The following is a 20,738-nucleotide window of genomic DNA, read 5'->3' on the forward strand; positions in this document are numbered from 1 at the left end:
GCCGGGCACCCTCAGGAGGTGTTGGCTCCCTGGCGGTCGGCCGGCTGTCGCGCCACCGCCTTGGCGATCTTCTCCGCGTCCAGGGCCATCTCCCGGAACATGCCGCTGATGGGGTTGGTGAAGCCGGTGAAGTACAGGCCGCGCGCCCCCTCGCCGGTACGGGCGCCGTGCGTGCGGGGCCGGCCGCGTTCGTCCAGCACCCCGAGGTGGCCGACCAGCCCCTCCAGCCGGCGGCTGTACCCGGTGGCCGCGATCACCGCGTCCGGGGTGATGCGCGAGCCGTCCGCGAGCACCACCTCCGGCCCGTCGAAGAAGTCCACGGCGGCCACCGGCTCCACCCGGCCGGCGCGCACGGCGTCGACCAGACCCACGTCCTGGACCGGGATCGCGCCTTCCCTGACCCTGCTGTACAGGCCGGTGGCGGGGCGCGGGAGCCCGTACGCCGACAGGTCCGGGACCGAGGCCCTGGCCACGAGCGCGCCCAGCCGGTCCACGAGCCGCACCGGCAGGCGTCGCACGAGGATCCCGCTGCGCTGGGCGGGCCAGCCGGCGGTGGAGCGGCGCATGATGTGCGGGGCGGTGCGCACGGCGATCCGTACGCGTGCCGCGCCGCCCTCGGCGAGGTCCGCGGCGATCTCGGCGCCGGTGTTGCCGACGCCGACGACGAGGACGTCCTGGCCGGCGTAGGGCCGGGGGTTGCGGTAGTCGGCGGCGTGCAGCAGCCGGCCGCCGTACGACTCCACGCCCGGCCAGTCGGGCAGCCGGGGCGTGTGGTTGAAGCCGGTGGCGACGACGACGGCCGCGGCGGTCAGCACCCGCCCGCCGCTGGCGTGCAGGGTCCAGCCGCCCTCCCCCTCGGGGCCGGGCTCGATGCGGGTCACCTCGACGCCGGTGACGATCTCCAGCTCGTGGAACTCGGCGTACTTCTCCAGGTAGCGCACGACGTTGTCGCGGGAGACCCAGCGGCCGAACCGGCGCGGCATCGCCAGGCCCGGGAGGGCGGAGAGTCGGCGCGTGGTGTGCAGGTGCAGCCGGTCGTAGTGGCGCCGCCAGGACGCGCCGACGGTGTCGGACTTCTCGACGACCACCGCGCGGACCCCGCGTGCGCGCAGGGCGGCGGCCGCGGCGAGGCCGCCGGGGCCGGCCCCGATCACGTACACGGGGCGGGGCTGGGTGGTCATGTCGACTGCTGGTGCGGGGACTCCGGGCATGAGGTGTGATCGTATCGCCACGCTGGGTTGATGGGTCTCGGACAAGGAGGGAATCGATTGCGGATCGGTCACGGCCGGGGCTCCCGGACCCGCGTGCAGGGAAGCCGTGGCCGGCCGGGGCCTTGCGGGATCGCTCCGCATCCGCTGAACTGACGTACCGTCAGATCAGTGGTGAGAGGGGTGGGGGCTGCCGATGCAGACCGTCTGGCTCAGTGGGGCCGAATGGCTCGCCGTGCTCCGGATAGGCCTCGGCCTGTGGTGGCTGGAGAGCTGGCGGCACAAGGACAAGAAGGGCTGGTTCGAACGCGGCACCGGCATCGCCTGGGCCGCCGACGTCGCGAACAAGCACCGCTGGACCTTCGTCAAGAGCGGCTTCCACCGGGTCGTCGCCCCGCGGCCCAAGGCGATGGCGTACATCGTCGTCTACGCGGAACTCGCCCTCGGACTGGGCCTGGTGTTCGGCTTCCTGACCCCGGTCGCGCTGATCGGAGGACTCCTGCTGAACCTCCTCTACCTGGTGCTGATGATCCACGACTGGGCCGAGCAGGGACAGAACGCGATGATGGCGCTCATCTCGCTCGTCGCGCTCATGGCCATGTCCTGGCAGACCTGGTCCCTCGACGCGGCGATCGGACTGTTCCCGTGACCGGCACCGCGCGCCACGACCTCCCCGAGACCGACGACTTCACCCGCCCCTACTGGGACGCGGCGGCTCAGGGCCGGCTCCTGCTGCGCCGGTGCGGCGACTGCGGACGGGCACACCACTACCCGCGAGAGTTCTGCCCCCACTGCTGGGCCGGCGAGGACCGGGTGACCTGGGAGACCGCGAGCGGCCGGGCCGCCCTCCACACGTGGTCGGTGATCCACCGCAACGACCTCCCGCCGTTCGCCGCGCGCGTCCCCTACACGGCGGCCGTCGTCGACCTGGCCGAAGGCCCGCGGATGATGACCGAGGTGGTGGACTGCGACGCGGCGGACCTGCGCATCGGCATGCCGCTGACGGTCACCTTCCGCGAGGCCGCGGACGGGGTGTGGGTGGCGGTCTTCCGACCCGGCACCGCGCCGTGGCCGCCTCAGGGCCAGAGCAGCTCGCGGACCCAGGACCCGCCTGCGGCGCGCCGGTAGCGCAGACGGGTGTGCCTGCGCGCGGCGTCCCCCTGGAAGAACTCCACCTCGGCGGGGGCCAGTACGTACCGCGTCCAGGTCGGAGCCGGCGCGTCCGGCTCCGACCCGGCCCGCTCCCAGGCGGCCGCCGAGGCCCGCGCCAGCTCCTCCACGGAACCCAGCACCTCGCTCTGCCGCCCCGTGAGCGCGGCCGCGAGCGCACCGCGCGAACGGACCGCCAGGTCCGCCCGGCTCTCCTGCGGGCCGCACGCGGTGACCTCGCCCCGCACCCGCACCTGCCGGCCCACCGACGGCCAGTAGAACCCGAGCGCCGCCTCCGGCCGCGCGGCCAGCTGCACGCCCTTGGCGCTCGTCGCGTGCGAGGCGAAGTGCCAGCCCCGCCCGTCGACGTCGTGCAGCATCAGCGTTCGTACGTCGGGCCGGCCCTCGCCGTCCACGGTGGCCAGGCTCATCGTGTGCGGCTCCGGCTGCCCCGCCCCCGCGGCGTGCACGAACCACTCCCGGAACAACGCCACCGGCTCTCCGGGCGCCGCCCCGGTGTCGAACCCGGGGAGCGGGGAGTCCCACACGCGCAGGCCGTGCAGGACGGCACGGAATTCCTCGTCGCTGATCTCGCTGATCTCGCTGCTCATGGCGCCCAGGCTAGGTCGTCTCTTCAGGATCGGGCCGGATCGGGCCGGATCGGGTAGCACCGGTCACAGCGAGCCCGGCCCGATCCGGAAGACACGGCCTGCACGCGGCCGTGCCGGCCCGGCGGTCGGGGTGGAGACGCAGGTCACACCCGCCCGGGCGCCGTCCGTGTCACAGGGCGCCGGGCCACCTCGTCTCAGGGACGTAGCCACTGACGACGACGGAAGGCACACACCATGGACGCGCGACTGGACTACTTCGCCGACCCGACCGCCGGCAAGGCGCTCAAGCACCTCATCGCGGCAGGCAAGGTGATCAAGGAGTCGCCGCTGCCGGCCGCCACGCAGGAGCTGGTGGCGCTGCGCGTGAGCCAGATCAACGGCTGCGCGTTCTGCATCGACATGCACACCAAGGACGCCACCGCGGCCGGTGAGACCCCGGTGCGGCTGCACCTGGTGGCGGCATGGCGGGAGGCCGCCGTCTTCACCGAGGCCGAGCGGGCCGCCCTGGAACTGGCGGAAGAGGGCACCCGGACGGCGGACGCCGCCGGCGGGGTCGGCGACGAGGTGTGGGCGAACGCCGCCAAGCACTACGACACTGAGCAGCTCACCGCCCTCACGCTCCTGATCTCCTTCATGAACATGGCCAACCGGCTGAACGTCATCGCCCGGCAGTCGGCGGGCGACTACCAGCCCGGGCAGCTCCACTGACGAGGGCCCCGGCCCTTGTGACGGGCCACCGCCGGTCCGGATGATCACCGCAGGACGCCCGCGCCGGTGGACACGGCCGGGCCGGAGGACTTCAGGGGGAACCAGGCGTGAGCAAGGTCGAGGAATTCGAGGAACTGCGGTCGCTGCTGTTCTCGATCGCCTACCGGATCCTGGGCGGCGTCGGCGAGGCCGAGGACGCCGTGCAGGAGACGTGGCTGCGCTTCGACGCCTCGGCGACCCGGCCCACGTCGACCAAGGCCTTCCTGTCCGCGACCGTGACACGCATCTCGATCGACGTACTGCGCTCCGCGCGCGTGCGGCGCGAGCAGTACACGGGCCCCTGGTTCCCCGAACCGCTGCTCAGCGACCCGTACGAGGACCCCGCGCGGGCGGTGGAGCTGGCCGACTCGGTGTCCATGGCGGCGCTGCTGCTGCTGGAACGCCTCAGCCCGCTGGAGCGGGCGGTGTTCGTGCTGCGGGAGGTCTTCGGCTTCGGCTTCGACGAGGTCGCCGCCGCGGTGGGGCGGTCGGAGGCGGCGTGCCGCCAGCTGCTGGTGCGGGCGCGCCGGCACATGGACGCCGGCCGACCGAGGTTCACGGCCGACCGGCGGGAGCGGCGGGAACTGGCGACGCGGTTCTTCGACGCGCTGAAGAACGGAGACGTGGGCGGGCTCCAGAACCTGCTGGCGGCCGACGTGCAGCTCGTCGGGGATGCCGGCGGCAACGCCCCGCAGCTGGCCAAGGCCGTCACGGGCGCGGCGAACGTCGCCCGTCTGCTGGCCGCGGTCTACCCCTGGCTGATGCGGATCGACGTGACGTGCGAGCCGCACGACGTCAACGGCGAGCCCGGCGCGATCTTCCGCGACCGCGACGGCAAGGTGCTGCACCTCATGGTCCTCGACGTGCTCGACGGCAGGATCCGGACCGTCCGAGGCCTGAACAACCCCGAGAAGCTCACCCACGTCGGCCCGGTCGCCGACGCCTGGGCCGTCGCCCGCGAGCTGAAGGAGGCCCGCCGCCGCCGGACGACGGCCTGACCCCACGGTGTGATGCGGCTCACCCCGCCCCTGTCGCTCAGTTTTCGGTCCACCGGCGGTCATCACTGCGACGGCACCACGACGAAGACGTAGGAGACACGCCATGGCCGACACCGTGAAGGGCCCCGCCAGCTACTTCCCCTCGATCGAGAAGAAGTACGGCCGGCCGATCGCCGAATGGAAGGACCTCATCAGGTCCTCGCCGCTGACCAAGCACATGGAGCTCGTCGCCTGGCTCAAGACGGAACACGGCCTGGGCCACGGCCACGCGAACGCCCTGGTGGCCGACACCCTGGCGGAGCGCAAGTAGAGGGCGGGGCGGGGCGGGGCGGCGGCTTCGGGGGCGGGCGGGGCAGGGCGGCGGCTTCGGGGGCGGGAGACGCCCGGAGGGAGTCGGAAGGGCGTGGGGGCTTCGGTGGGCGGGATCCACTCGGGCGGGATCAGAGAGGGTTTGGGGGTTTCCCGTCAGTCCCATCGTCTCTCCGCGTCGGGCCGGCCCGGAAGCCCCCAAAGGAACGGGCCGGTCCCAGCTTTTCAGGGACGGGGCGTCGGAGATGCGCGGCGGCGGTCGGGGGGCGCCCCAAATCGCTACGCGTTCCCGCGAGACGGCGCCTGCGAGCCCCTTGGGTTGGACATAAGCCGCCATCGATCGCTACGCGCTTCTCGATCACGCGTCCGCGGTCCGTCTGGGGCTGGGCATAAGCCGCCACCAATCGCTACGCGCTCCTGCCGGACTGCGCCTGCGAGCCCCGTGGGCTGGACATAAGCCGCCATCGATCGCCAGGCGCTCCCCATCACGCGTCTGCGAGATGTCCGGGGCTGGTCGCAAGCCGCAGAAACCTTCCATCACACCCCACGGACGGCGTCCGGCCCCTGTCGTAGGGGAGGAAAAGCGTCAGATGACGGCTGGAGCGATGCCCATCCATGTCTGGGCGAGTGCGCGCCCCAAAGAGCCCCCAATACGCCCCAATTACCCATGTCTGTACCGGCGGGTGGGATCTCACGGTGCCCTTGGTGGGGGTTGGCATCGGCTGAGCCGATGGATCGCCCTCCCGCCCACCGATATCGCCCGCATCAGCCCCGGACAAGGGCCGGACGCCGTCAGCGAGAAGCGCGTAGCGATCGATGGCGGCCTATGCCCAGCCACAGGGGCTCGCAGGCGCCGTCCTTCAGGAGCGCGTAGCGATTGGTGGCGGCTTATGTCCAGCCACAGGGGCTCGCAGGCGCCGTCCTTCAGTAGCGATCGATGGCGGCTTATGTCCAGCCGCAGGGGCTCGCAGGCGCCGTCCTTCAGGAGCGCGTAGCGATTGGTGGCGGCTTATGTCCAGCCCACGAGGCTCGCTGACGCCGTCTGGCAGGAGCGCGTAGCGATTGGACGCGCCCTGGGCTCCGCCCGCGCAGGGCGATCGCCCCGATGGGTCCCCTGTCGGCCGGCCCGTTCCTTTGGGGGCTTCCCGGCAGTCTTTCGGATTTCCGTGGCGGGGCGGGCGGTCAAGGGTGGCCGAAGGCCATCGCGAAGCGACGCGACGAAGGAGCGCCCTTGAGGGACCGGCCCGACACGGAGAGACGATGGGACTGACGGGAAACCCCCAAACCCTCTCTGATCCCGACCGGCACAGATCCCGCCCACCGAAGCCCCCGCGCCCGTCCGGTCCGGGCCCGGTGTCTTCTGCCTCCCGGGTTCGCCCGCGCCCGTCCGACTCCGTCCGGGTGTCTCCCGCCTCCCCGGCTCCCGCCCCCGCCTTTCGGTCCGGGCCCGGTGTCTTCCGCCTCCCCGGTCCGTCCCCGCCTTCCGGTCCGGGCCGGGTGTCTTCCGCGCACCTGGGCCCCCGCCGCTAACCCCGGCCCAGTAGGACCGTGCCCGAGGAGCAGAACCAGCCGCCTGTGCCTGAGGCCAGGGCTACCTGGGGGAGGCGGCCGCCGGGTTTGGTGACCTGGCCCGCCCCCGCCTCGCCGCGGAGTTGGCGGACCGCCTCGACCAGCAGGAACAGGCCGCGCATGCCGGGGTGGCAGGCCGAGAGGCCTCCGCCGTCCGTGTTGACCGGGAGTTCTCCGTCGCGCAGCAGGCGGCCCTTCTCCACGAAGGCCCCGCCCTCGCCCTTCGCGCAGAAGCCGAGGTCCTCCAGGGTCACCAGGGTCATGTACGTGAAGGCGTCGTAGATCTCCGCGAGGTCCACGTCCGCCGGGGTGAGGCCCGCCCGTTCGAAGGCGATGCGGCCCGAGACGGCGGCGGGGGAGACCGTGAAGTCCTCCCACTCCGACATGGTGGTGTGGGAGACGGACGTGCCCGAGCCCAGGACCCACACCGGCGCCTTGGCGGTGTCGGGTACGTAGTCCTCCGCGGCCAGGAGCACCGCGCAGCCGCCGTCCGAGCGGATGCAGCAGTGCAGCTTCGTGAAGGGGTCGGCGATCATCTCGCCGGACAGGACGTCCTCGACGGTGATCGGGTCACGGAACATCGCGTCGGGGTTCGTCGCCGCGTTCGCCCGGGCCTGTACGGCCACGGAGGCGAGCTGCTCCAGCGTCGTCCCGTACTGGTGCATGTGGCGGCGGGCGGCCATGGCGTACTTGGAGATCAGCGTGTGGCCGTACGGGACCTCGAACTGCAGCGGTCCGCGGGCGCCGAAGGAGAGGTTCGAGGTGCGGCGCCGGGCCTTGATGTCGGCCCGGGCCGTGGATCCGTAGACCAGCAGCACCGCGTTGGCGTGGCCCGCGGCGATCGCGTCCGCCGCGTGCGCGGCCATGACCTCCCAGGTCGAGCCGCCGACGGAGGTGGAGTCGACCCAGGTGGGGCGCAGGCCCAGGTATTCGGCCACCTCGACCGGTGCGAGCGTGCCGAGGCCGGCCGAGGCGAAGCCGTCGATGACGGAGCGGTCGAGGCCGGAGTCGGCCAGGGCGCGCCGGGCGGCCTGTGCGTGCAGGGCGTAGGGGGTGGGGCCGTCCACCCGGCCGCAGTCCGAGAGGGCGACGCCGACCGCCGCGACCCGCCGGCCGGGGCGGGGGGCGGTTCCAGGTGTGAGTCCAGGCATGCCAGGACGGTACATCTGACGTATCGTCAGATGCTAGGCCCCGGGCCCGCCCTCGCCCTCCCGGGCTGCCCGCCCCCGCCCTCCGGGGCCCCCGTCCGCGCGCAACCCGGCGCCGTCGCCCCCTGTGCATCTGTCGCCCGCCGCCCTAACATGACGGCCCGTCAGATACGGGGAGGAGCCCGACGATGGATGCCGCCTTCACCGCGGAGCAGGACGAGATACGGCGTACCCTGCGCGAGATCCTGGGCAAACGCTGCGGCCCCGACGAGGTCAAGGCCGCCGTCCGCACCGCTGCCGGATACGACCCTGAGCTGTGGCAGCAGCTCTCCCGGCAGCTCGGGCTGCCGGGCATCGCCGTCGCGGAGGAGTACGGCGGGGTCGGCTGCGGGCCCGCCGACCTGGCCCTGGCCTGCGAGGAGACCGGGCGGGCGCTGCTGCCCTCGCCGCTGCTGGCCACCGCCGCGCTCTGCGCGCCCCTGATCGCCGCCCTCGGCACCGCCGCCCAGCGCTCCGCGCTGCTCCCGCCGCTGGCGTCGGGCGGGCTGACCGCCGCCCTCGCCGTCCCCGGCCCGGCGCTCGCCACCGCCCTCGCGCTGACCGGGGAGGACGCCGCAGGCCAGTGGTCCGGCGGCGGCCGGGCCGGCGGGGTCCAGGCCCGGGCCGGCGCGGCCGGCGACGGCTGGCGGCTGTACGGGGAGGCGGCCCAGGTGCTCGACGGGCACAGCGCGTCCCTGCTGCTGGTCGCCGCGCACACCGGCGGCTTCGCGCGCAGCCGTACGCTGCTGTTCCTCGTACGGGAGGACGCGCCCGGCCTCGTACGGGCCCGGCAGACCGTGCTCGACGAGACGCGCCCGCAGGCCCGGATCCAACTCCGCGACGTTCCGGCGGAGTTGCTCGGCGCGAGCGAGGGCGAGGGCGAGGGTGAGGAGGGGGCCGACGTGCCGGGGGCCCTCGCCGCCACCGGGCGCACCGCCTCCGCCGTGCTCGCCGCCGAGGCGGTCGGGGCGGCCGGTCAGGCGCTCGCGCGCACCGTGGAGTACGTGCGCCAGCGCGAGCAGTTCGGCCGGGCGATCGGCTCTTTCCAGGCGGTCAAGCACCGGCTCGCCGACCTGTACGTGCAGGTCCAGGCGGCCCGCTCGGCGGCCTACTACGCGGCCTGGGATCCGGACCAGGGCGGGCTCGCGCTCGCGCAGGGGCTGGAGGCGCTGCGGCTGACGGCGGGGGAGGCGATCCAGCTGCACGGCGGTATCGGCTTCACCTGGGAGCACGACGCGCACCTCTACTTCAAGCGGGCCGCGTCCGACGAGCTGCTGTTCGGCCCGGTGCACCGGCTGCGGGCGCACGCCGCGGACCGCGCGGGCCTGTTCGCGCCGGCGGCGGCGCCGGCGGCCGCGCCCGAGCCGGCCGACGCCGCCCCGCCCGCGCCCGCATCCTCCGCCGCGGCTCCCGCCGCGTCCCCGCCCGCACAAGAGAAGGTGGCCGTCTGATGGCTCGCGTGGCTCCCGGCGTCAAGCTGATGCAGAAGGTCTCCTCGACCATGCTGTTCGCCAAGATCGCACCGCACTTCATCCCCGCCATGGACAAGGCGGTGCACAAGCTGACCCGCGGCAAGGTCATGCTGAGCGCCCAGATGCTGCCGGGCGTGATCCTCACCGCCAAGGGCGCGCGGACCGGCGAGCCGCGCACCACACCGCTCGCGTGCATGCCGGAGGACGGTGGGACGAGCTGGATCCTGATCGGGTCCAACTTCGGCCGGCCCGGGCACCCGGCATGGACCGGGAACCTGCTCAAGCACCCGGACGCGGACGTGAGTTGGCAAGGGAGGGACATCGCCGTACGGGCCCGGCTGCTGGTGGGTGAGGAGCGCGCGGCGGCATGGCGGGCGGTGCTGAGGTTCTGGCCGCCGTACGCGACGTACCAGGCGCGCATCGAGCGTGAGATCCGGCTGTTCCGCCTGGAGCGTCGCTGATCCCGGGCGGGTGGTGGCGCCGGCGCGGAGCCGGCCGGGGGCGGCGGACCCGGAGCGGGCCCGCCGTTACCTGGTCGGCTTCTTGCCGGTGATGCCGAGGTGGACGAGCAGGGCCAGGTTCGGCTTGAGCTCGGCCTGCTTGACTCCCCAGGCCTGGAAGCCCTTCTGGTGCGAGGCGACCGCGGCCAGCATCGCGACCAGCGAACCGGCCATCGCGGCGGGGCTGACGTCCTTGTCGACCTTGCCCTTGGCCTGGAGCTCCTTCACCGATTCCGTGAGGGAGTTGGTGACCGAGTTCAGGATCTTCATGCGGATCTTGTAGAAACGCTTGTCGCCCTCGGCCGCGCCGAGGTCGACCACGCGCAGGATCGCGTCGTTTCGACGCCAGAACTCCAGGAAGCCGTCGACGAGTTCCTCGGCGGCTGACCACCCGGACTTGCCGACCCAGGTCCGGCCCTCGACGAGCGACGTCAACTGCGCGCCCTCGGTGGCCATTTGTTCGGCGATCTCCAGGACGGCGCCTTCGACGTCCGGGAAGTACTGGTAGAAGGTCGCGGGGGAGGTACCGGCCTTGCGGGCGACGTCGATCACCTTGACGTCGCGGTACGGCGAGGAGCTGAGCATCTCGCTGAGGCAGTCGAGCAGCTTCTGCCGCGTCGCCTGGCCGCGCCGGCCGGCGACACGCCCGTCGACGGTGCGTACTTGTCCTGTCATGCCGTCAGCTTACCGAGGGGTGATCGGCGCGCTATTCGGCCGCCTGCAAATGGGGTTACGGGGTCCCTGGCCTGGGTGGAAGGCCGTCCCGGGCGGTCGCGGAGGCGGATTCAGGCCGGTGCGGCGCGCGGTCACGGCCCGGGTGCGGCGCGTGGTCGAGGGCCGCACGCCCCCGTGGTCGCGGTCCGGGCGTGTCGCCCGGTTCCACGAAGTTTCCCCCGAATAGTCTTATCAACAGGCTGTGGACAAGTTTTCGGGCGGATCATGGCTGGGAGAGGTGGGAGGGTACACACCCCCGCAGAACGGAAGGAACCGGGCCCATGGCCGCATTCGTGGAAGGCGCACCCTGCTGGGTGGACGCCTCGCTTCCGGACGTCGAGGCGGGCAAGCGGTTCTACGGCGAGCTCTTCGGGTGGACCTACGCGGACAGCGCGGGCGCCGAGTACGGCCACTACACGCAGGCCTACAGCAGGGGCCGCAACGTCGCGGCCCTCGCCCCCAAGCCCGACGGCCGGATGCCCACGGTCTGGGGCGTCTACCTCTACACCAACGACGCCTACGCCTGCGCCCAGCGCATCCGCGCCGCCGGCGGCCAGATGGTGATGGACCCCATGCCGGTCGGCCCGTACGGCACCGCCGCCATGGCCGCCGACCCCGGCGGAGCGGTCTTCGGGCTGTGGCAGCCCGGCACCCACCACGGCTTCGAGGCCCAGCAGGAGCCGTACACGTACTGCTGGAGCGAGGTCTACACCCGGGCCCGCGACGCCGTGGACGTCTTCTACGCCAAGGTCTTCGGCTACGTCCCGCAGGACCAGGACGACGCCGGCGTGGAATACCGCATCTGGTCGCCGCCCGGCAAGGCGCCCGGCACCGACACCGCCGTCCTGGGCCGCAGCCTGATCACGGACGCCTTCCCGGAGATCATGCCGGCGCACTTCCTCGTCTACTTCGCCGTCCCGGACTGCGACCAGTCCGTGGCGACGGCGCAGCGGCTCGGCGGCCGGGTCACCGCGGACCCCTTCGACACCCCCTACGGCCGGATCGCGGTCGTCGCGGACAATCAGGGGGCGGTCTTCGGGCTCCTCTCGGAACCCCGCACCAAGGCGGACGGATAGCCGCCGCGGACGGATCGCCGGGCAGATCACACCGCGCTGCTCGCCGTGCCGGGGCCGGACCCGGCCCGGGCCTGACAGAATCGGGGTTGCGCGACCCGGGCTGCGCCCCGGAATGAGACGCTGCACGGGGCAGGGCCCCGTGCCGGTGGGAGCGGGCCCGGTGAGTGGCCCGTACGGGGAGGTGTGGAGGCGAGTGGTGGAGCAGCTGACGCAGCACGACCCGAGACGGATCGGCCCCTTCGAGGTGCTGGGACGGCTCGGCGCCGGCGGCATGGGGCTGGTCTATCTCGCGCGGTCCGCGTCCGGACGGCGGGTCGCGATCAAGACGGTGCGGACCGAGCTCGCCGAGGACCAGCTGTTCCGCGTGCGGTTCACCCGCGAGGTGGAGGCGGCGCGTGCCGTGTCCGGCTTCTACACGGCGGCCGTCGTCGACGCCGACCCGCGGGCCGCCGTGCCGTGGCTGGCCACCGCGTACGTCCCGGCGCCCTCCCTGGAGGAGATCGTCAACGAGTGCGGGCCCATGCCCGCCCAGGCCGTACGGTGGCTCGCAGCCGGCATCGCCGAGGCCCTGCAGTCCATCCACGGCGCCGGCCTCGTCCACCGCGACCTGAAGCCGTCCAACGTGCTCGTCGTCGAGGACGGCCCGCGCGTGATCGACTTCGGTATCGCGAGCGGTGTCTCGAACACCCGCCTGACCATGACGAACGTCGCCGTCGGCACCCCCGCCTACATGTCGCCCGAGCAGGCGAAGGACTCGCGCAGCGTCAAGGGCGCCAGCGACGTCTTCTCGCTCGGCTCCACGCTGGTCTTCGCCGCGACCGGGCACCCGCCCTACCACGGGGCCAACCCGGTGGAGACGGTCTTCATGCTGCTGCGCGAGGGCCCGAACCTGGAGGGGCTCCCCGAGGAGCTGCGGCCGCTGATCGAGTCCTGCATGCAGATGGACGCCTCGCTGCGGCCCACCCCGGCCGACCTGCAGGCGCAGCTGGCCCCGCACCTGTTCGACGGCGGCGACGACAGCGGCACCGCGTCGGCGTGGCTGCCCGGGCGGGCCGTCGCGATGATCGAGGCCCGGCGCGCGGGCAACCGTACGCCCGCCGCGGCCGTGCCCGCACCCGGCCGTGACGGCGGCGGCGCGGGCGCCGGAGGCGGCGCGGGGGGCCGCGGGCCGCTGTCCGAGCAGGCGACGCACCGCCGCCCGCGCGGCGCCGAGGGCTGGGTGGACCCGCGCACCGGCCAGGCCGTGCCGCAGCGCCCGCACCACCCGCCGCGGTCCCCGGTGCCGTCGGGCGAGCCCGTACGCCTGGGCGGCTCGCCGGTGCCGATCGGGCCCGGCCCGTTCGCGTCGGCCGCGGCGTCGGCCGGGCACTCCTCCGCCGCGGACTCGGCGACCGGCTGGGTCCGCTCTCCCGACGGCTCCGCACCCGCCCATGCGACCGGACCGGTCGCGCCGTCCGTACCGAGCCCCGGCCCGGCACCGGACAGCGGCCGCTGGCGGCCGTGGCGTTTCCGCATGTCGAACGAGGTCTGGGGCACCCCGACCGTCGCCGGCAACCTCCTGTACGTGACCTCCTTCGAGGTCCACGCGCTGGACGTGGCCAGCGGCCGCCGCCAGTTCAAGACCCGCGACGTCGCCTGGTCCATGGCGGTCGCCGACGGCCGGATCCACGCCTCCGACGGGCCCTCCCTGTACGCGCTCGACGGCTCCGACGGCTCCGAGCGGTGGCGGCTGTCCACCGACGCCTGGGTGTACGCGCTGCGCGCCGAGCGCGGCACGGTCGTCACCGCCACGCGCGGTGGCGGCGTACAGGCCTGGGAGGCGTCCAGCGGCCACAAGCTGTGGGAGCTGACCGGCGCGCAGAGCGACTTCGAGACGCCGGAGGCGGCCCCCGTCCTCCACGACGGCACGGTGTACGTGTGGCAGGACGCGCGGCTGCGCGCCCTGGACGCCCGCAGCGGCCGCGAGTCCTGGTCGTACCCGATCGGCGACGCGGGCTCCTGCGGGAACGTGCCCGTCCGGGTCACGCCCGCCCCGGACGGCAACGTGTACGTCGCGGCCGGCACCCGGGTGCTCTCGGTGGACCGGGCCTCGGGCCGGGTCCGCTGGCACTTCGAGGCCCCCGCGGTCTTCCTGGCCCCGCCGGCCTTCGCGCCGGGCGCGGCCGTCACGGGCGGCGGGGTCTACCTCGCCGACTACCTGGGCACCGTCTACGCCCTCGACGCCGCCACCGGCCAGGACCGCTGGCGGATCGCGACGGAGTCGCGGCAGTCCTCCGACCCGGTGCTGGTGGTGGGCGGCAACGTCCACCTGGGGGCGGGCAGCGCGCTGTACACGCTCGACGCGGTCACCGGCACCCCGAAGTGGCGGTTCGCGGCGGGCGGCGAGATCACGGGTCTCCCTGCGGTCGCGGACGGCCGGGTGCACTTCGGGTCGGCCGACCACTGCCTCTACACCCTGGACGCGGCGGGCGGCCAGCTGCGCTGGAAGCTGGCCACGGGCGGCGAGATCACCGGCGCCCCGGTCGCGGAGGCGGGCGTGGTGTACGCGTGCAGCAAGGACCGCTGCGTGTACGCCCTGGACGCGGCGAAGGGCACGGGCACCCGTACGAGCGGGTGACCCGACAGGGGCCGGGTCCGGCCCCGCCGGGTAGCGCACCGCACCGGGAGTGACAGGATGGACCCCATGAGCAACGTCTACTTCGACATCAACATCAACGGCGCCCCCGCCGGCCGCATCGTCTTCAACCTCTTCGACGACGTCGTGCCGCAGACGGCGCGCAACTTCCGTGAGCTGGCCACCGGCCAGAACGGCTACGGCTACGCCGGCTCGGGCTTCCACCGCGTCATCCCGCAGTTCATGCTGCAGGGCGGTGACTTCACCAACCACAACGGCACCGGCGGCAAGTCCATCTACGGCGAGAAGTTCGCGGACGAGAACTTCAACCTGAAGCACGACCGCCCGTACCTGCTGTCGATGGCGAACGCCGGCCGCAACACCAACGGCTCGCAGTTCTTCATCACCACGGTCGTCACCCCGTGGCTCGACGGCAAGCACGTCGTCTTCGGCGAGGTCGTCGAGGGCCAGGCCCTCGTCGACCAGATCGAGGCCCTGGGCTCCCAGTCCGGCGCCCCCAAGGGCAAGGTCGAGATCGCGGCCTCCGGCGTCGTCGAAGCCTGATCCCATCCGCCTGTACGGCCGGTCGGCCCCGCCCCCTCCGGGGGGCCGGGGCCGCCGCCGTTCCCGGGCCGGCAAGGCCCCCTGACGGGACGCGTCAGCGCAGCCGGGGTTGCGGGGCCGTGCGGCGGTCCGCGAACAGTTGCGCCTGGCGGTGCGGCGGCAGGTTTCCCAGGGCGATCAGCGCCGGGGCCTGGGCCAGGGCCTGGTGGAGCGCGGCCTGCTTCGCCGACCACAGGGCCCGTACGGTGCCCTGCACGGCCTCCGTCGGGAAGCCGGCCAGGGTCTGGGCCGCCCGCAGGGCGGCCGGGAGCAGCCCGGCCGGCTCGGCCAGCTCCGAGACCAGGCCGATCTCGTGCGCCCGGCGCGCGGAGAGCCGTTCGGCCGTGCCCATCAGGGACATCCGGGCGGCCTCGCCGAAGGGCATGCGCTGCGCCATGTAGACGGCCTCGTACGCGCTGACCATCCCGTAGGTGGTGTGCGGGTCGAAGAAGGTGGCCGTCTCGGAGGCGATGAGGAACTCCGACTCGCCCAGCAGATAGAAGGCTCCGCCGCAGGCCATGCCGTTGACGGCGGCGATCACCGGCTTCCACAGGTCGCAGGACTTGGGTCCGATCGTGATGAGCGGGTCGTCGGCGGAGTAGGGCGAGGCGGGTTGCGGCACCTCGACGCCGCGGTCGATGCCGGTGCAGAAGGCGGCCGTTCCGGCGCCGGTCAGCACGACCGCCCGTACCTCCTCGGCGAACCGGAGCTCCCGCCACGCCTCGCCCAGTTCCCCGGCGGTGGCCAGGTCGACGGCGTTGTGCCGGTGTTCCCGGTCCAGGGTGACGACCGCGACCCCGGTGGCCTTGTCGCGTTCCACCCGCAGGGTCATGACTTCTCCAGGAGCCAGCGCGGCACGCTCATCCCGCCCAGCTCGGTGAAGACCACGTGGACGCGGGCGCCGATGCGCAGTCTGGCCGGGTCCACGGAGTCGAGCGGGGCGTCGGCGGAGGTCACCAGGTTCCCGGCGAGCCGGATGTGCGGGGCGTCGGCGAGCTCGACGAGGATCACGTTGTACGGGGCCTGCGCGGCGTAGGCGGGCAGCAGCGGCGGGTGGGGCCGGACGTAGGACCAGATGCGGCCGCGGCCGCTCATGCGGCGCCACTCGCTGTCGAAGGACCGGCAGTGCGGGCAGCAGGGGCGCGGCGGGAAGCGCAGCCGGCCGCAGTCGGTGCAGGCCTGGACGCGCAGTTCGCCCCGGGCGGCGTACTCCCAGAAGGGGGCGCCGTCCTCGTCGGGGACGGGCAGGAGCAGGCCGTCAGCGGGTGCGGCGGCTTCGGGTGCGGTGGTCATCGCTCGGTCAGCTCCTCAGCAGGATCGCGGACGTGGGGACGCCTTCGCCGGCCGTGACCAGGCAGGTCGTGGCGTCCGGCACCTGGGCGGTGGAGACGCCGCGCAGCTGCTTGACGCCCTCGTTGATCAGGTTGAATCCGTGCACGTAGGCCTCGGACAGGCCGCCGCCTCCGGTGTTGATCGGGAGCCGCCCGCCCAGTTCGAGGGCGCCGCCTTCGGTGAAGGCGGCGCCCTCGCCGCGCCCGCAGAAGCCGTAGCCCTCCAGGGAGAGCGGGATGAGGGGGGTGAAGGCGTCGTAGATCTGGGCGACGTCCACGTCCTGGGGGCCGAAGTCGGCCTGCTTCCACAGGTGGCGGGCGGCGGTCCAGGCGGGCCCGGACAGGGGGTCGTCGTTCCAGTAGTTGACCATGCCGTGGTGCTGGGAGGGCAGGCCCTGGGCGGCGGAGTGGACGTAGACGGGCTTGTGGCGGCAGTCGCGGGCCCGTTCGGCGGAGACGATCACGCAGGCCAGTGCGCCGTCGGTCTCCAGGCAGTTGTCGAAGAGGCAGAGCGGGTCGCTGATCATGCGGGAGGTCATGTACATCTCGCGGGTCAGCGGGCGTTCGTACATCATCGCGGTGGGGTTCTCGTTGGCGCGGTTGCGGCAGGCCATGGCCACGTTGAAGAGGTGGTCGCGGGTGGCGCCGTACTCGTGCATGTAGCGGCGGGCCAGCATGCCGATCTCGTCGGCGGGGCGCAGCAGGCCGAAGGGCCGGGTCCACTGGCCGGGGGTGGGCAGCTGGACGGCGGTGTTCTTCCAGGGGCGGGGGCCGGAGCCGCGTTTGCGGGAGCGCCAGGCGACGCCGACGGTGGCCTGGCCGGTGGCGACGGCTGCGGCGAGGTGGCCGACGGTGGCGCAGGAACCGCCGCCGCCGTAGCCGATCTTGGAGAAGAAGGTGACGTCGCCGGCGCCGATGGCCTTGGCGACCTCCACCTCGTCGGTCTCCTCCATCGTGTAGGAGGAGAAGGCGTCGACCTCGCCGGGGTCGATGCCCGCGTCGGCCAGGGCCGCCAGGATCGCCCGGCAGGCCAATTCCTTCTCGGACTGGGGCAGATGTCTGGCAAAGGCGGTCTGTCCGATGCCGACTATCGCCGTAGCGTCCTTGAGCGTTGCGGCCATCGCCACCTCCGGGGTGCGCCAGTACTGACAGCCGCGAAGGCTACAGCTAATCTGACGGATAGTCAGCTACTGGGTTCGCGGGAGGGTGGCACGCATGGGCGACGACGGGCTGCGGGGGCACGCACGCGAGGACGCGCGCGGAGGCGTACGCGAGGACGCGCGCGGAGACCGGCGCTGGGGCACCATCGCGGGGCTCGTCCGGTCGGCGGCGGCACAGTACGCCGACCTCGAGGCCGTGGTCGACGGGCGCGTCCGGATCAGTTACGCGCAGCTCGGGGAGCGCGTCGAGCGCGCCGCGGCGGCCTGCGTCGCCGCCGGGGTGCAGCCGGGCGACCGGGTCGCCGTCTGGGCCCCCAACACCCTGGACTGGATCGTCTCCGCGCTCGGCGCCGTCTCGGCGGGCGCCGTCCTCGTCCCCCTCAACACCCGTTTCAAGGGCACGGAAGCGGCGTACGTCCTGCGGCGCAGCCGGGCCCGGCTGCTCTTCGTGACCGGCACCTTCCTCGGCACCTCCTACGTCGCCTCGCTGCGCCGGGCCGCCGCCGAAGGAGCCGGCCGCGGGCCCCTGCCCGGGCTGCCGCACCTGGAACAGGTCGTCGTCCTCGCCGAGGACGCCCCCGACACCTTCCGCACCTGGAAGGACTTCCTCGCGGGCGGGGACCGGGTCACGGCGCAGGCGGTCCGCGAGCGCGCCGAAGCCATCAGCCCCGACGCCCCCTCCGACATCATCTTCACCTCCGGCACCACCGGCAGCCCCAAGGGCGCGGTCATCACCCACGCCCAGTCCCTGCGCTGCTACGACGTGTGGAGCGAACTCGCCGGCCTGCGCGAGGGCGACCGCTACCTGATCGTGAACCCCTTCTTCCACACCTTCGGCTACAAGGCCGGGATCATCGCCTGCCTCATGCGCGGGGCGACGATGGTCCCGCAGCCCGTCTTCAACGTGGACACCGTCCTCGCCAACGTCGCCGCCGAGCGGATCTCCGTACTCCCCGGGCCGCCCACGCTGCACCAGTCCCTCCTGGACCACCCCCAGCGCGACCACCACGACCTGTCCGCCCTGCGCCTGGTCGTCACCGGCGCGGCCGTGGTCCCGCTCCGGCTCGTCGAGAGGCTGCGCGAGGAACTGCGCATCGCCACCGTCCTCACCGCCTACGGGCTCTCCGAGGCGGGCGGCATCGTCACCATGTGCCGCCGCGGCGACCCCGCCGCGACCATCTCCGCCACCTCGGGCCGGGCCATCCCGGACACGGAGGTGGCGGTCCTGGACGGCGCCGGACGGACCCTGCCGGCCGGCCGCGCCGGCGAGATCGCCGTCCGCGGCTACAACGTCATGCAGGGGTACTTCGAGGACCCCGACGAGACGGCGGCGGCGATCACCCCGGACGGCTGGCTGCACACCGGCGACGTGGGCGTCCTGGACGAGCACGGCAACCTGCGCATCACCGACCGGATCAAGGACATGTTCATCGTCGGCGGCTTCAACGCCTACCCGGCCGAGATAGAGCAACTCCTCGGCCTGCACCCGGACATCGCAGACGTCGCGGTCGTCGGCGTCCCCGACCCGCGCCTCGGCGAGGTCGGCAAGGCCTACGCGGTCCGCCGCCCCGGCTCCACCCTCACCGCCGACGACCTGATCGCCTGGTCCCGGCGGGAGATGGCCAACTACAAGGTCCCCCGCGCGGTGGAGTTCGTCACCGAACTCCCGCGCAACGCGAGCGGCAAGGTCCTCAAACGCGAACTCCGCGCCCGCTGAGGGCGGTGGGTGACCGGGGTCAGCGGGCGTAGGAGCCTATGCCGACGAGGCAGTACACGTACTGGTTCAGGACGATGGAGCCGCGCATGTAGCGGTAGGAGAAGGCGTACTGGGTCTTGGGGTTGTCGTTGCAGCCGTTCAGGTCCGAGGTGCCGGGGATGCTCTCGATCACCCGGTAGTGCGCGTCGGAGGCCGAGCAGGGGACCTCCTCGACGCCGCTGACGCTGCGGGGCGTCGTCGAGTCCGGCAGCTGGCCGTTGAGGCAGGTGCCCCGGTCGAAGGGGCTGGGCTCGGGGCTCGGCTCGACGCTCGGTTCGGGGACGTAGGGGGTGGTGGCCGCCGCTTCGGGGGTCGACGGCCAGGGTGACGGGGTGGGCGACGGGCTGGGCGACCACGAGGCCGACCAGGTGGGCGTGGAGTCGGCGGTGGGCTTGGCGTCCGAGCCGTCGTCGCCGTCGCTCAGTACGAAGAAGCCGATGACCAGGGCCGCCGCGACGGCGAGCCCCACCAGGCAGCCGCGCCCGCCGCCCGTCGAGGGGGCCGGGACGGGCTGCTGCGCGACCGTTCCCGCCGTCGGCGGGGGAGTGACGCCGCCGGCCCCCGCGATCCAGGCCGCGCCCGCTCCGGACACGTGGATGCGCAGCATGACCTCTTCCGCGCCGACGCGGACCTTGACGAGGTCGCCGTGCCGGCAGGGCGGTATGCGCAGCCGGACCGGGCCGGAGGGCAGCTCCACGGGGAGGATCACACCGTGGGCGGCCTGTTGCGGAGTGATCGTTATGAGCATTTCCTGTGACGACACCGGCTGCTCCAAGGAGTGAGGGTGGTGCGCAGGCTGCCTGACGGTTCCTCACGGATTGTGCCCTGTGTCCTGAAGGTGACGCAGCCGTTCCGCCGACTCTCAGAGGCGGCGGGCCAGGACCAGCCGCCAGCGCGGGGCGCCGCCGGGCAGCCGGCCGAAGTGCTCCAGCGCGACCGTCTCCACCGTGAAGCCCGCCGCCCGCAGGTCCGCGCGCACCCCGCTCAGCGGGAAGGTCCGGTAGTACATGACGAACGGCGGCCGCCACACCGCGTTGCGCACCCGCATCACGGCGTCGAAACCGGCCACCGCCCACCACACCGGCGAGCTCGCCGGGATCGGGGCGCCGATCGGGAAGGCGAAGACGCCGCCCTCGCGCAGCGCGGAGCGGACCCCGGAGAAGAGCGCGGGCCGCTCGGAGGGGAGGAAGTGGCCGAAGGCCCCGAAGCTGACCGCCAGGTCGTAGCGGCCGGCGAGCTGCGTCGGGAGGGCTCGTGCGTCGGCCCGTACGAAGTCCACGCGGTCGTCGTCCGCGTGCGTGCGCCCCGCCTCGGCGAGCATGCCCGCACTGAGGTCGACCCCGGTGACCCGGTCCCGGCACAGCCGGCGCAGCATGCCGATTCCGGCGCCCGTGCCGCAGCACACGTCCAGGCCGGCATCGAAGCCGCCCTCCCGCTGGGCGAGGGTCTCCTCGACCGCGTCGAGCATCCGGTCCGGGGTGCGGAAGGGGGTGTGGTCGAACTTCGGCGCCAGCAGGTCGTAGCCCCGCTCGACGGAGGAGAGGCCCTGCACTGCCAGTTCGCGGACGCTCGGCCCGTGGGAGGAGAACACGCCCCCAGCCTATGCCGCGCCCGTGCGTCCGCCCGGGCATACGTGTGCGGCGGTCGCGGTGGCTCCCCCTCCGGGCCACCGCGACCGCCGTCCCCCCGTTGCTCCCCCGTTGCTCCCCCGTACTCCCCCGTACTCCCCCGAGC

At 73.3% G+C, this 20,738-nt stretch carries 20 protein-coding genes; 11 read left to right on the forward strand and 9 right to left on the reverse strand.

Annotated elements, in window-relative coordinates; genetic code table 11:
• Nucleotides 1-11: 11 nt before the first annotated feature.
• Entirely contained in the window at nucleotides 12-1,211 is a 1,200-nt protein-coding gene (locus IG86_RS0136000; protein ID WP_030902481.1) for a flavin-containing monooxygenase, read from the reverse strand.
• Between the two features lie 193 nt (nucleotides 1,212-1,404).
• On the opposite strand from IG86_RS0136000, the gene IG86_RS0136005 reads away from it, so the two are divergent.
• Entirely contained in the window at nucleotides 1,405-1,857 is a 453-nt protein-coding gene (locus IG86_RS0136005; RefSeq protein ID WP_030833583.1) for a hypothetical protein, read from the forward strand.
• Nucleotides 1,854-2,336 carry a Zn-ribbon domain-containing OB-fold protein gene (locus IG86_RS0136010; protein WP_045937332.1) on the forward strand — a complete coding sequence of 161 codons (483 nt, stop codon included), beginning with the start codon at nucleotides 1,854-1,856 and terminating at the stop codon, nucleotides 2,334-2,336. Before IG86_RS0136005 ends, IG86_RS0136010 begins: the two co-directional genes overlap by 4 nt.
• On the opposite strand, the gene IG86_RS0136015 is transcribed toward IG86_RS0136010, so the two are convergent.
• Entirely contained in the window at nucleotides 2,285-2,968 is a 684-nt protein-coding gene (locus tag IG86_RS0136015; RefSeq protein ID WP_037849918.1) for a pyridoxine/pyridoxamine 5'-phosphate oxidase, read from the reverse strand. The two genes, IG86_RS0136010 and IG86_RS0136015, sit on opposite strands and share 52 nt — an antisense overlap.
• A gap of 234 nt (nucleotides 2,969-3,202) precedes the next feature.
• Here IG86_RS0136015 and IG86_RS0136020 point away from each other — a divergent pair, with 234 nt between their 5' ends.
• The 3 genes from IG86_RS0136020 (at nucleotide 3,203) to IG86_RS0136030 (ending at nucleotide 5,023) form a co-directional block, all read left to right on the forward strand.
• The gene (locus tag IG86_RS0136020; RefSeq protein ID WP_030833589.1) at nucleotides 3,203-3,676 is read left to right on the forward strand and encodes a carboxymuconolactone decarboxylase family protein; all 474 of its coding nucleotides are present in this window, start codon (nucleotides 3,203-3,205) and stop codon (nucleotides 3,674-3,676) included.
• Between the two features lie 107 nt (nucleotides 3,677-3,783).
• The gene (locus IG86_RS0136025) at nucleotides 3,784-4,713 is read left to right on the forward strand and encodes an RNA polymerase sigma-70 factor (protein WP_030833591.1); all 930 of its coding nucleotides are present in this window, start codon (nucleotides 3,784-3,786) and stop codon (nucleotides 4,711-4,713) included.
• A 103-nt stretch (nucleotides 4,714-4,816) separates the two neighbouring features.
• A complete protein-coding gene (locus tag IG86_RS0136030; RefSeq protein ID WP_030833593.1) occupies nucleotides 4,817-5,023 on the forward strand; it encodes a DUF4287 domain-containing protein in 207 nt (68 codons plus the stop codon).
• A 1,525-nt stretch (nucleotides 5,024-6,548) separates the two neighbouring features.
• On the opposite strand, the gene IG86_RS0136035 is transcribed toward IG86_RS0136030, so the two are convergent.
• Entirely contained in the window at nucleotides 6,549-7,742 is a 1,194-nt protein-coding gene (locus IG86_RS0136035) for a thiolase C-terminal domain-containing protein (protein ID WP_030902487.1), read from the reverse strand.
• A gap of 185 nt (nucleotides 7,743-7,927) precedes the next feature.
• Between IG86_RS0136035 and IG86_RS0136040 the strand changes: the two genes are divergently transcribed.
• Together IG86_RS0136040 and IG86_RS0136045 are read left to right on the forward strand one after the other, a co-directional pair.
• Complete coding sequence (locus IG86_RS0136040; RefSeq protein WP_051785604.1) at nucleotides 7,928-9,229, forward strand: acyl-CoA dehydrogenase family protein; 1,302 nt, start codon at nucleotides 7,928-7,930, stop codon at nucleotides 9,227-9,229.
• On the forward strand, nucleotides 9,229-9,711 hold the full coding sequence (locus IG86_RS0136045; protein WP_030826962.1) for a nitroreductase family deazaflavin-dependent oxidoreductase: 483 nt from the start codon (nucleotides 9,229-9,231) through the stop codon (nucleotides 9,709-9,711). Before IG86_RS0136040 ends, IG86_RS0136045 begins: the two co-directional genes overlap by 1 nt.
• A gap of 66 nt (nucleotides 9,712-9,777) precedes the next feature.
• Here the strand turns inward: IG86_RS0136045 and IG86_RS0136050 are convergent, their stop codons facing one another.
• Nucleotides 9,778-10,425 carry a TetR family transcriptional regulator gene (locus IG86_RS0136050; protein ID WP_030648906.1) on the reverse strand — a complete coding sequence of 216 codons (648 nt, stop codon included), beginning with the start codon at nucleotides 10,423-10,425 and terminating at the stop codon, nucleotides 9,778-9,780.
• A 320-nt stretch (nucleotides 10,426-10,745) separates the two neighbouring features.
• Between IG86_RS0136050 and IG86_RS0136055 the strand changes: the two genes are divergently transcribed.
• The 3 genes from IG86_RS0136055 (at nucleotide 10,746) to IG86_RS0136065 (ending at nucleotide 14,718) form a co-directional block, all read left to right on the forward strand.
• The gene (locus IG86_RS0136055; protein ID WP_030902492.1) at nucleotides 10,746-11,540 is read left to right on the forward strand and encodes a VOC family protein; all 795 of its coding nucleotides are present in this window, start codon (nucleotides 10,746-10,748) and stop codon (nucleotides 11,538-11,540) included.
• Between the two features lie 193 nt (nucleotides 11,541-11,733).
• Nucleotides 11,734-14,157 (forward strand): protein serine/threonine kinase AfsK, encoded by a 2,424-nt coding sequence (gene afsK, locus IG86_RS0136060; protein ID WP_030902495.1) that lies wholly within the window; start codon nucleotides 11,734-11,736, stop codon nucleotides 14,155-14,157.
• 66 nt (nucleotides 14,158-14,223) lie between these two features.
• Nucleotides 14,224-14,718, forward strand: a complete 495-nt coding sequence (locus tag IG86_RS0136065) for a peptidylprolyl isomerase (protein ID WP_030826970.1) — start codon at nucleotides 14,224-14,226, stop codon at nucleotides 14,716-14,718.
• Nucleotides 14,719-14,812: 94 nt separating this feature from the next.
• Here the strand turns inward: IG86_RS0136065 and IG86_RS0136070 are convergent, their stop codons facing one another.
• The 3 genes from IG86_RS0136070 to IG86_RS0136080 are packed head-to-tail and all read right to left on the reverse strand — an operon-like array spanning nucleotide 14,813 to nucleotide 17,209.
• A complete protein-coding gene (locus tag IG86_RS0136070; RefSeq protein WP_030902498.1) occupies nucleotides 14,813-15,589 on the reverse strand; it encodes an enoyl-CoA hydratase/isomerase family protein in 777 nt (258 codons plus the stop codon).
• On the reverse strand, nucleotides 15,586-16,050 hold the full coding sequence (locus IG86_RS0136075) for a Zn-ribbon domain-containing OB-fold protein (protein WP_051785605.1): 465 nt from the start codon (nucleotides 16,048-16,050) through the stop codon (nucleotides 15,586-15,588). Before IG86_RS0136075 ends, IG86_RS0136070 begins: the two co-directional genes overlap by 4 nt.
• Nucleotides 16,051-16,057: 7 nt before the next feature.
• Nucleotides 16,058-17,209, reverse strand: a complete 1,152-nt coding sequence (locus IG86_RS0136080; protein ID WP_030902504.1) for a lipid-transfer protein — start codon at nucleotides 17,207-17,209, stop codon at nucleotides 16,058-16,060.
• Between the two features lie 94 nt (nucleotides 17,210-17,303).
• On the opposite strand from IG86_RS0136080, the gene IG86_RS0136085 reads away from it, so the two are divergent.
• Nucleotides 17,304-18,965, forward strand: a complete 1,662-nt coding sequence (locus IG86_RS0136085) for a FadD3 family acyl-CoA ligase (protein WP_078906153.1) — start codon at nucleotides 17,304-17,306, stop codon at nucleotides 18,963-18,965.
• A 19-nt stretch (nucleotides 18,966-18,984) separates the two neighbouring features.
• Here IG86_RS0136085 and IG86_RS0136090 read toward each other — a convergent pair whose 3' ends face one another.
• Nucleotides 18,985-19,767: an LppU/SCO3897 family protein gene (locus IG86_RS0136090; protein WP_030826984.1), complete on the reverse strand. Its 783-nt coding sequence runs from the start codon at nucleotides 19,765-19,767 to the stop codon at nucleotides 18,985-18,987.
• A 99-nt stretch (nucleotides 19,768-19,866) separates the two neighbouring features.
• Nucleotides 19,867-20,595, reverse strand: coding sequence for a class I SAM-dependent methyltransferase (locus tag IG86_RS0136095; protein WP_030902510.1), 729 nt, complete (start codon nucleotides 20,593-20,595; stop codon nucleotides 19,867-19,869).
• Nucleotides 20,596-20,738: the final 143 nt, after the last annotated feature.

Origin of the sequence: Streptomyces virginiae, from assembly GCF_000720455.1 — a bacterium.
Classification (GTDB): domain Bacteria; phylum Actinomycetota; class Actinomycetes; order Streptomycetales; family Streptomycetaceae; genus Streptomyces; species Streptomyces virginiae.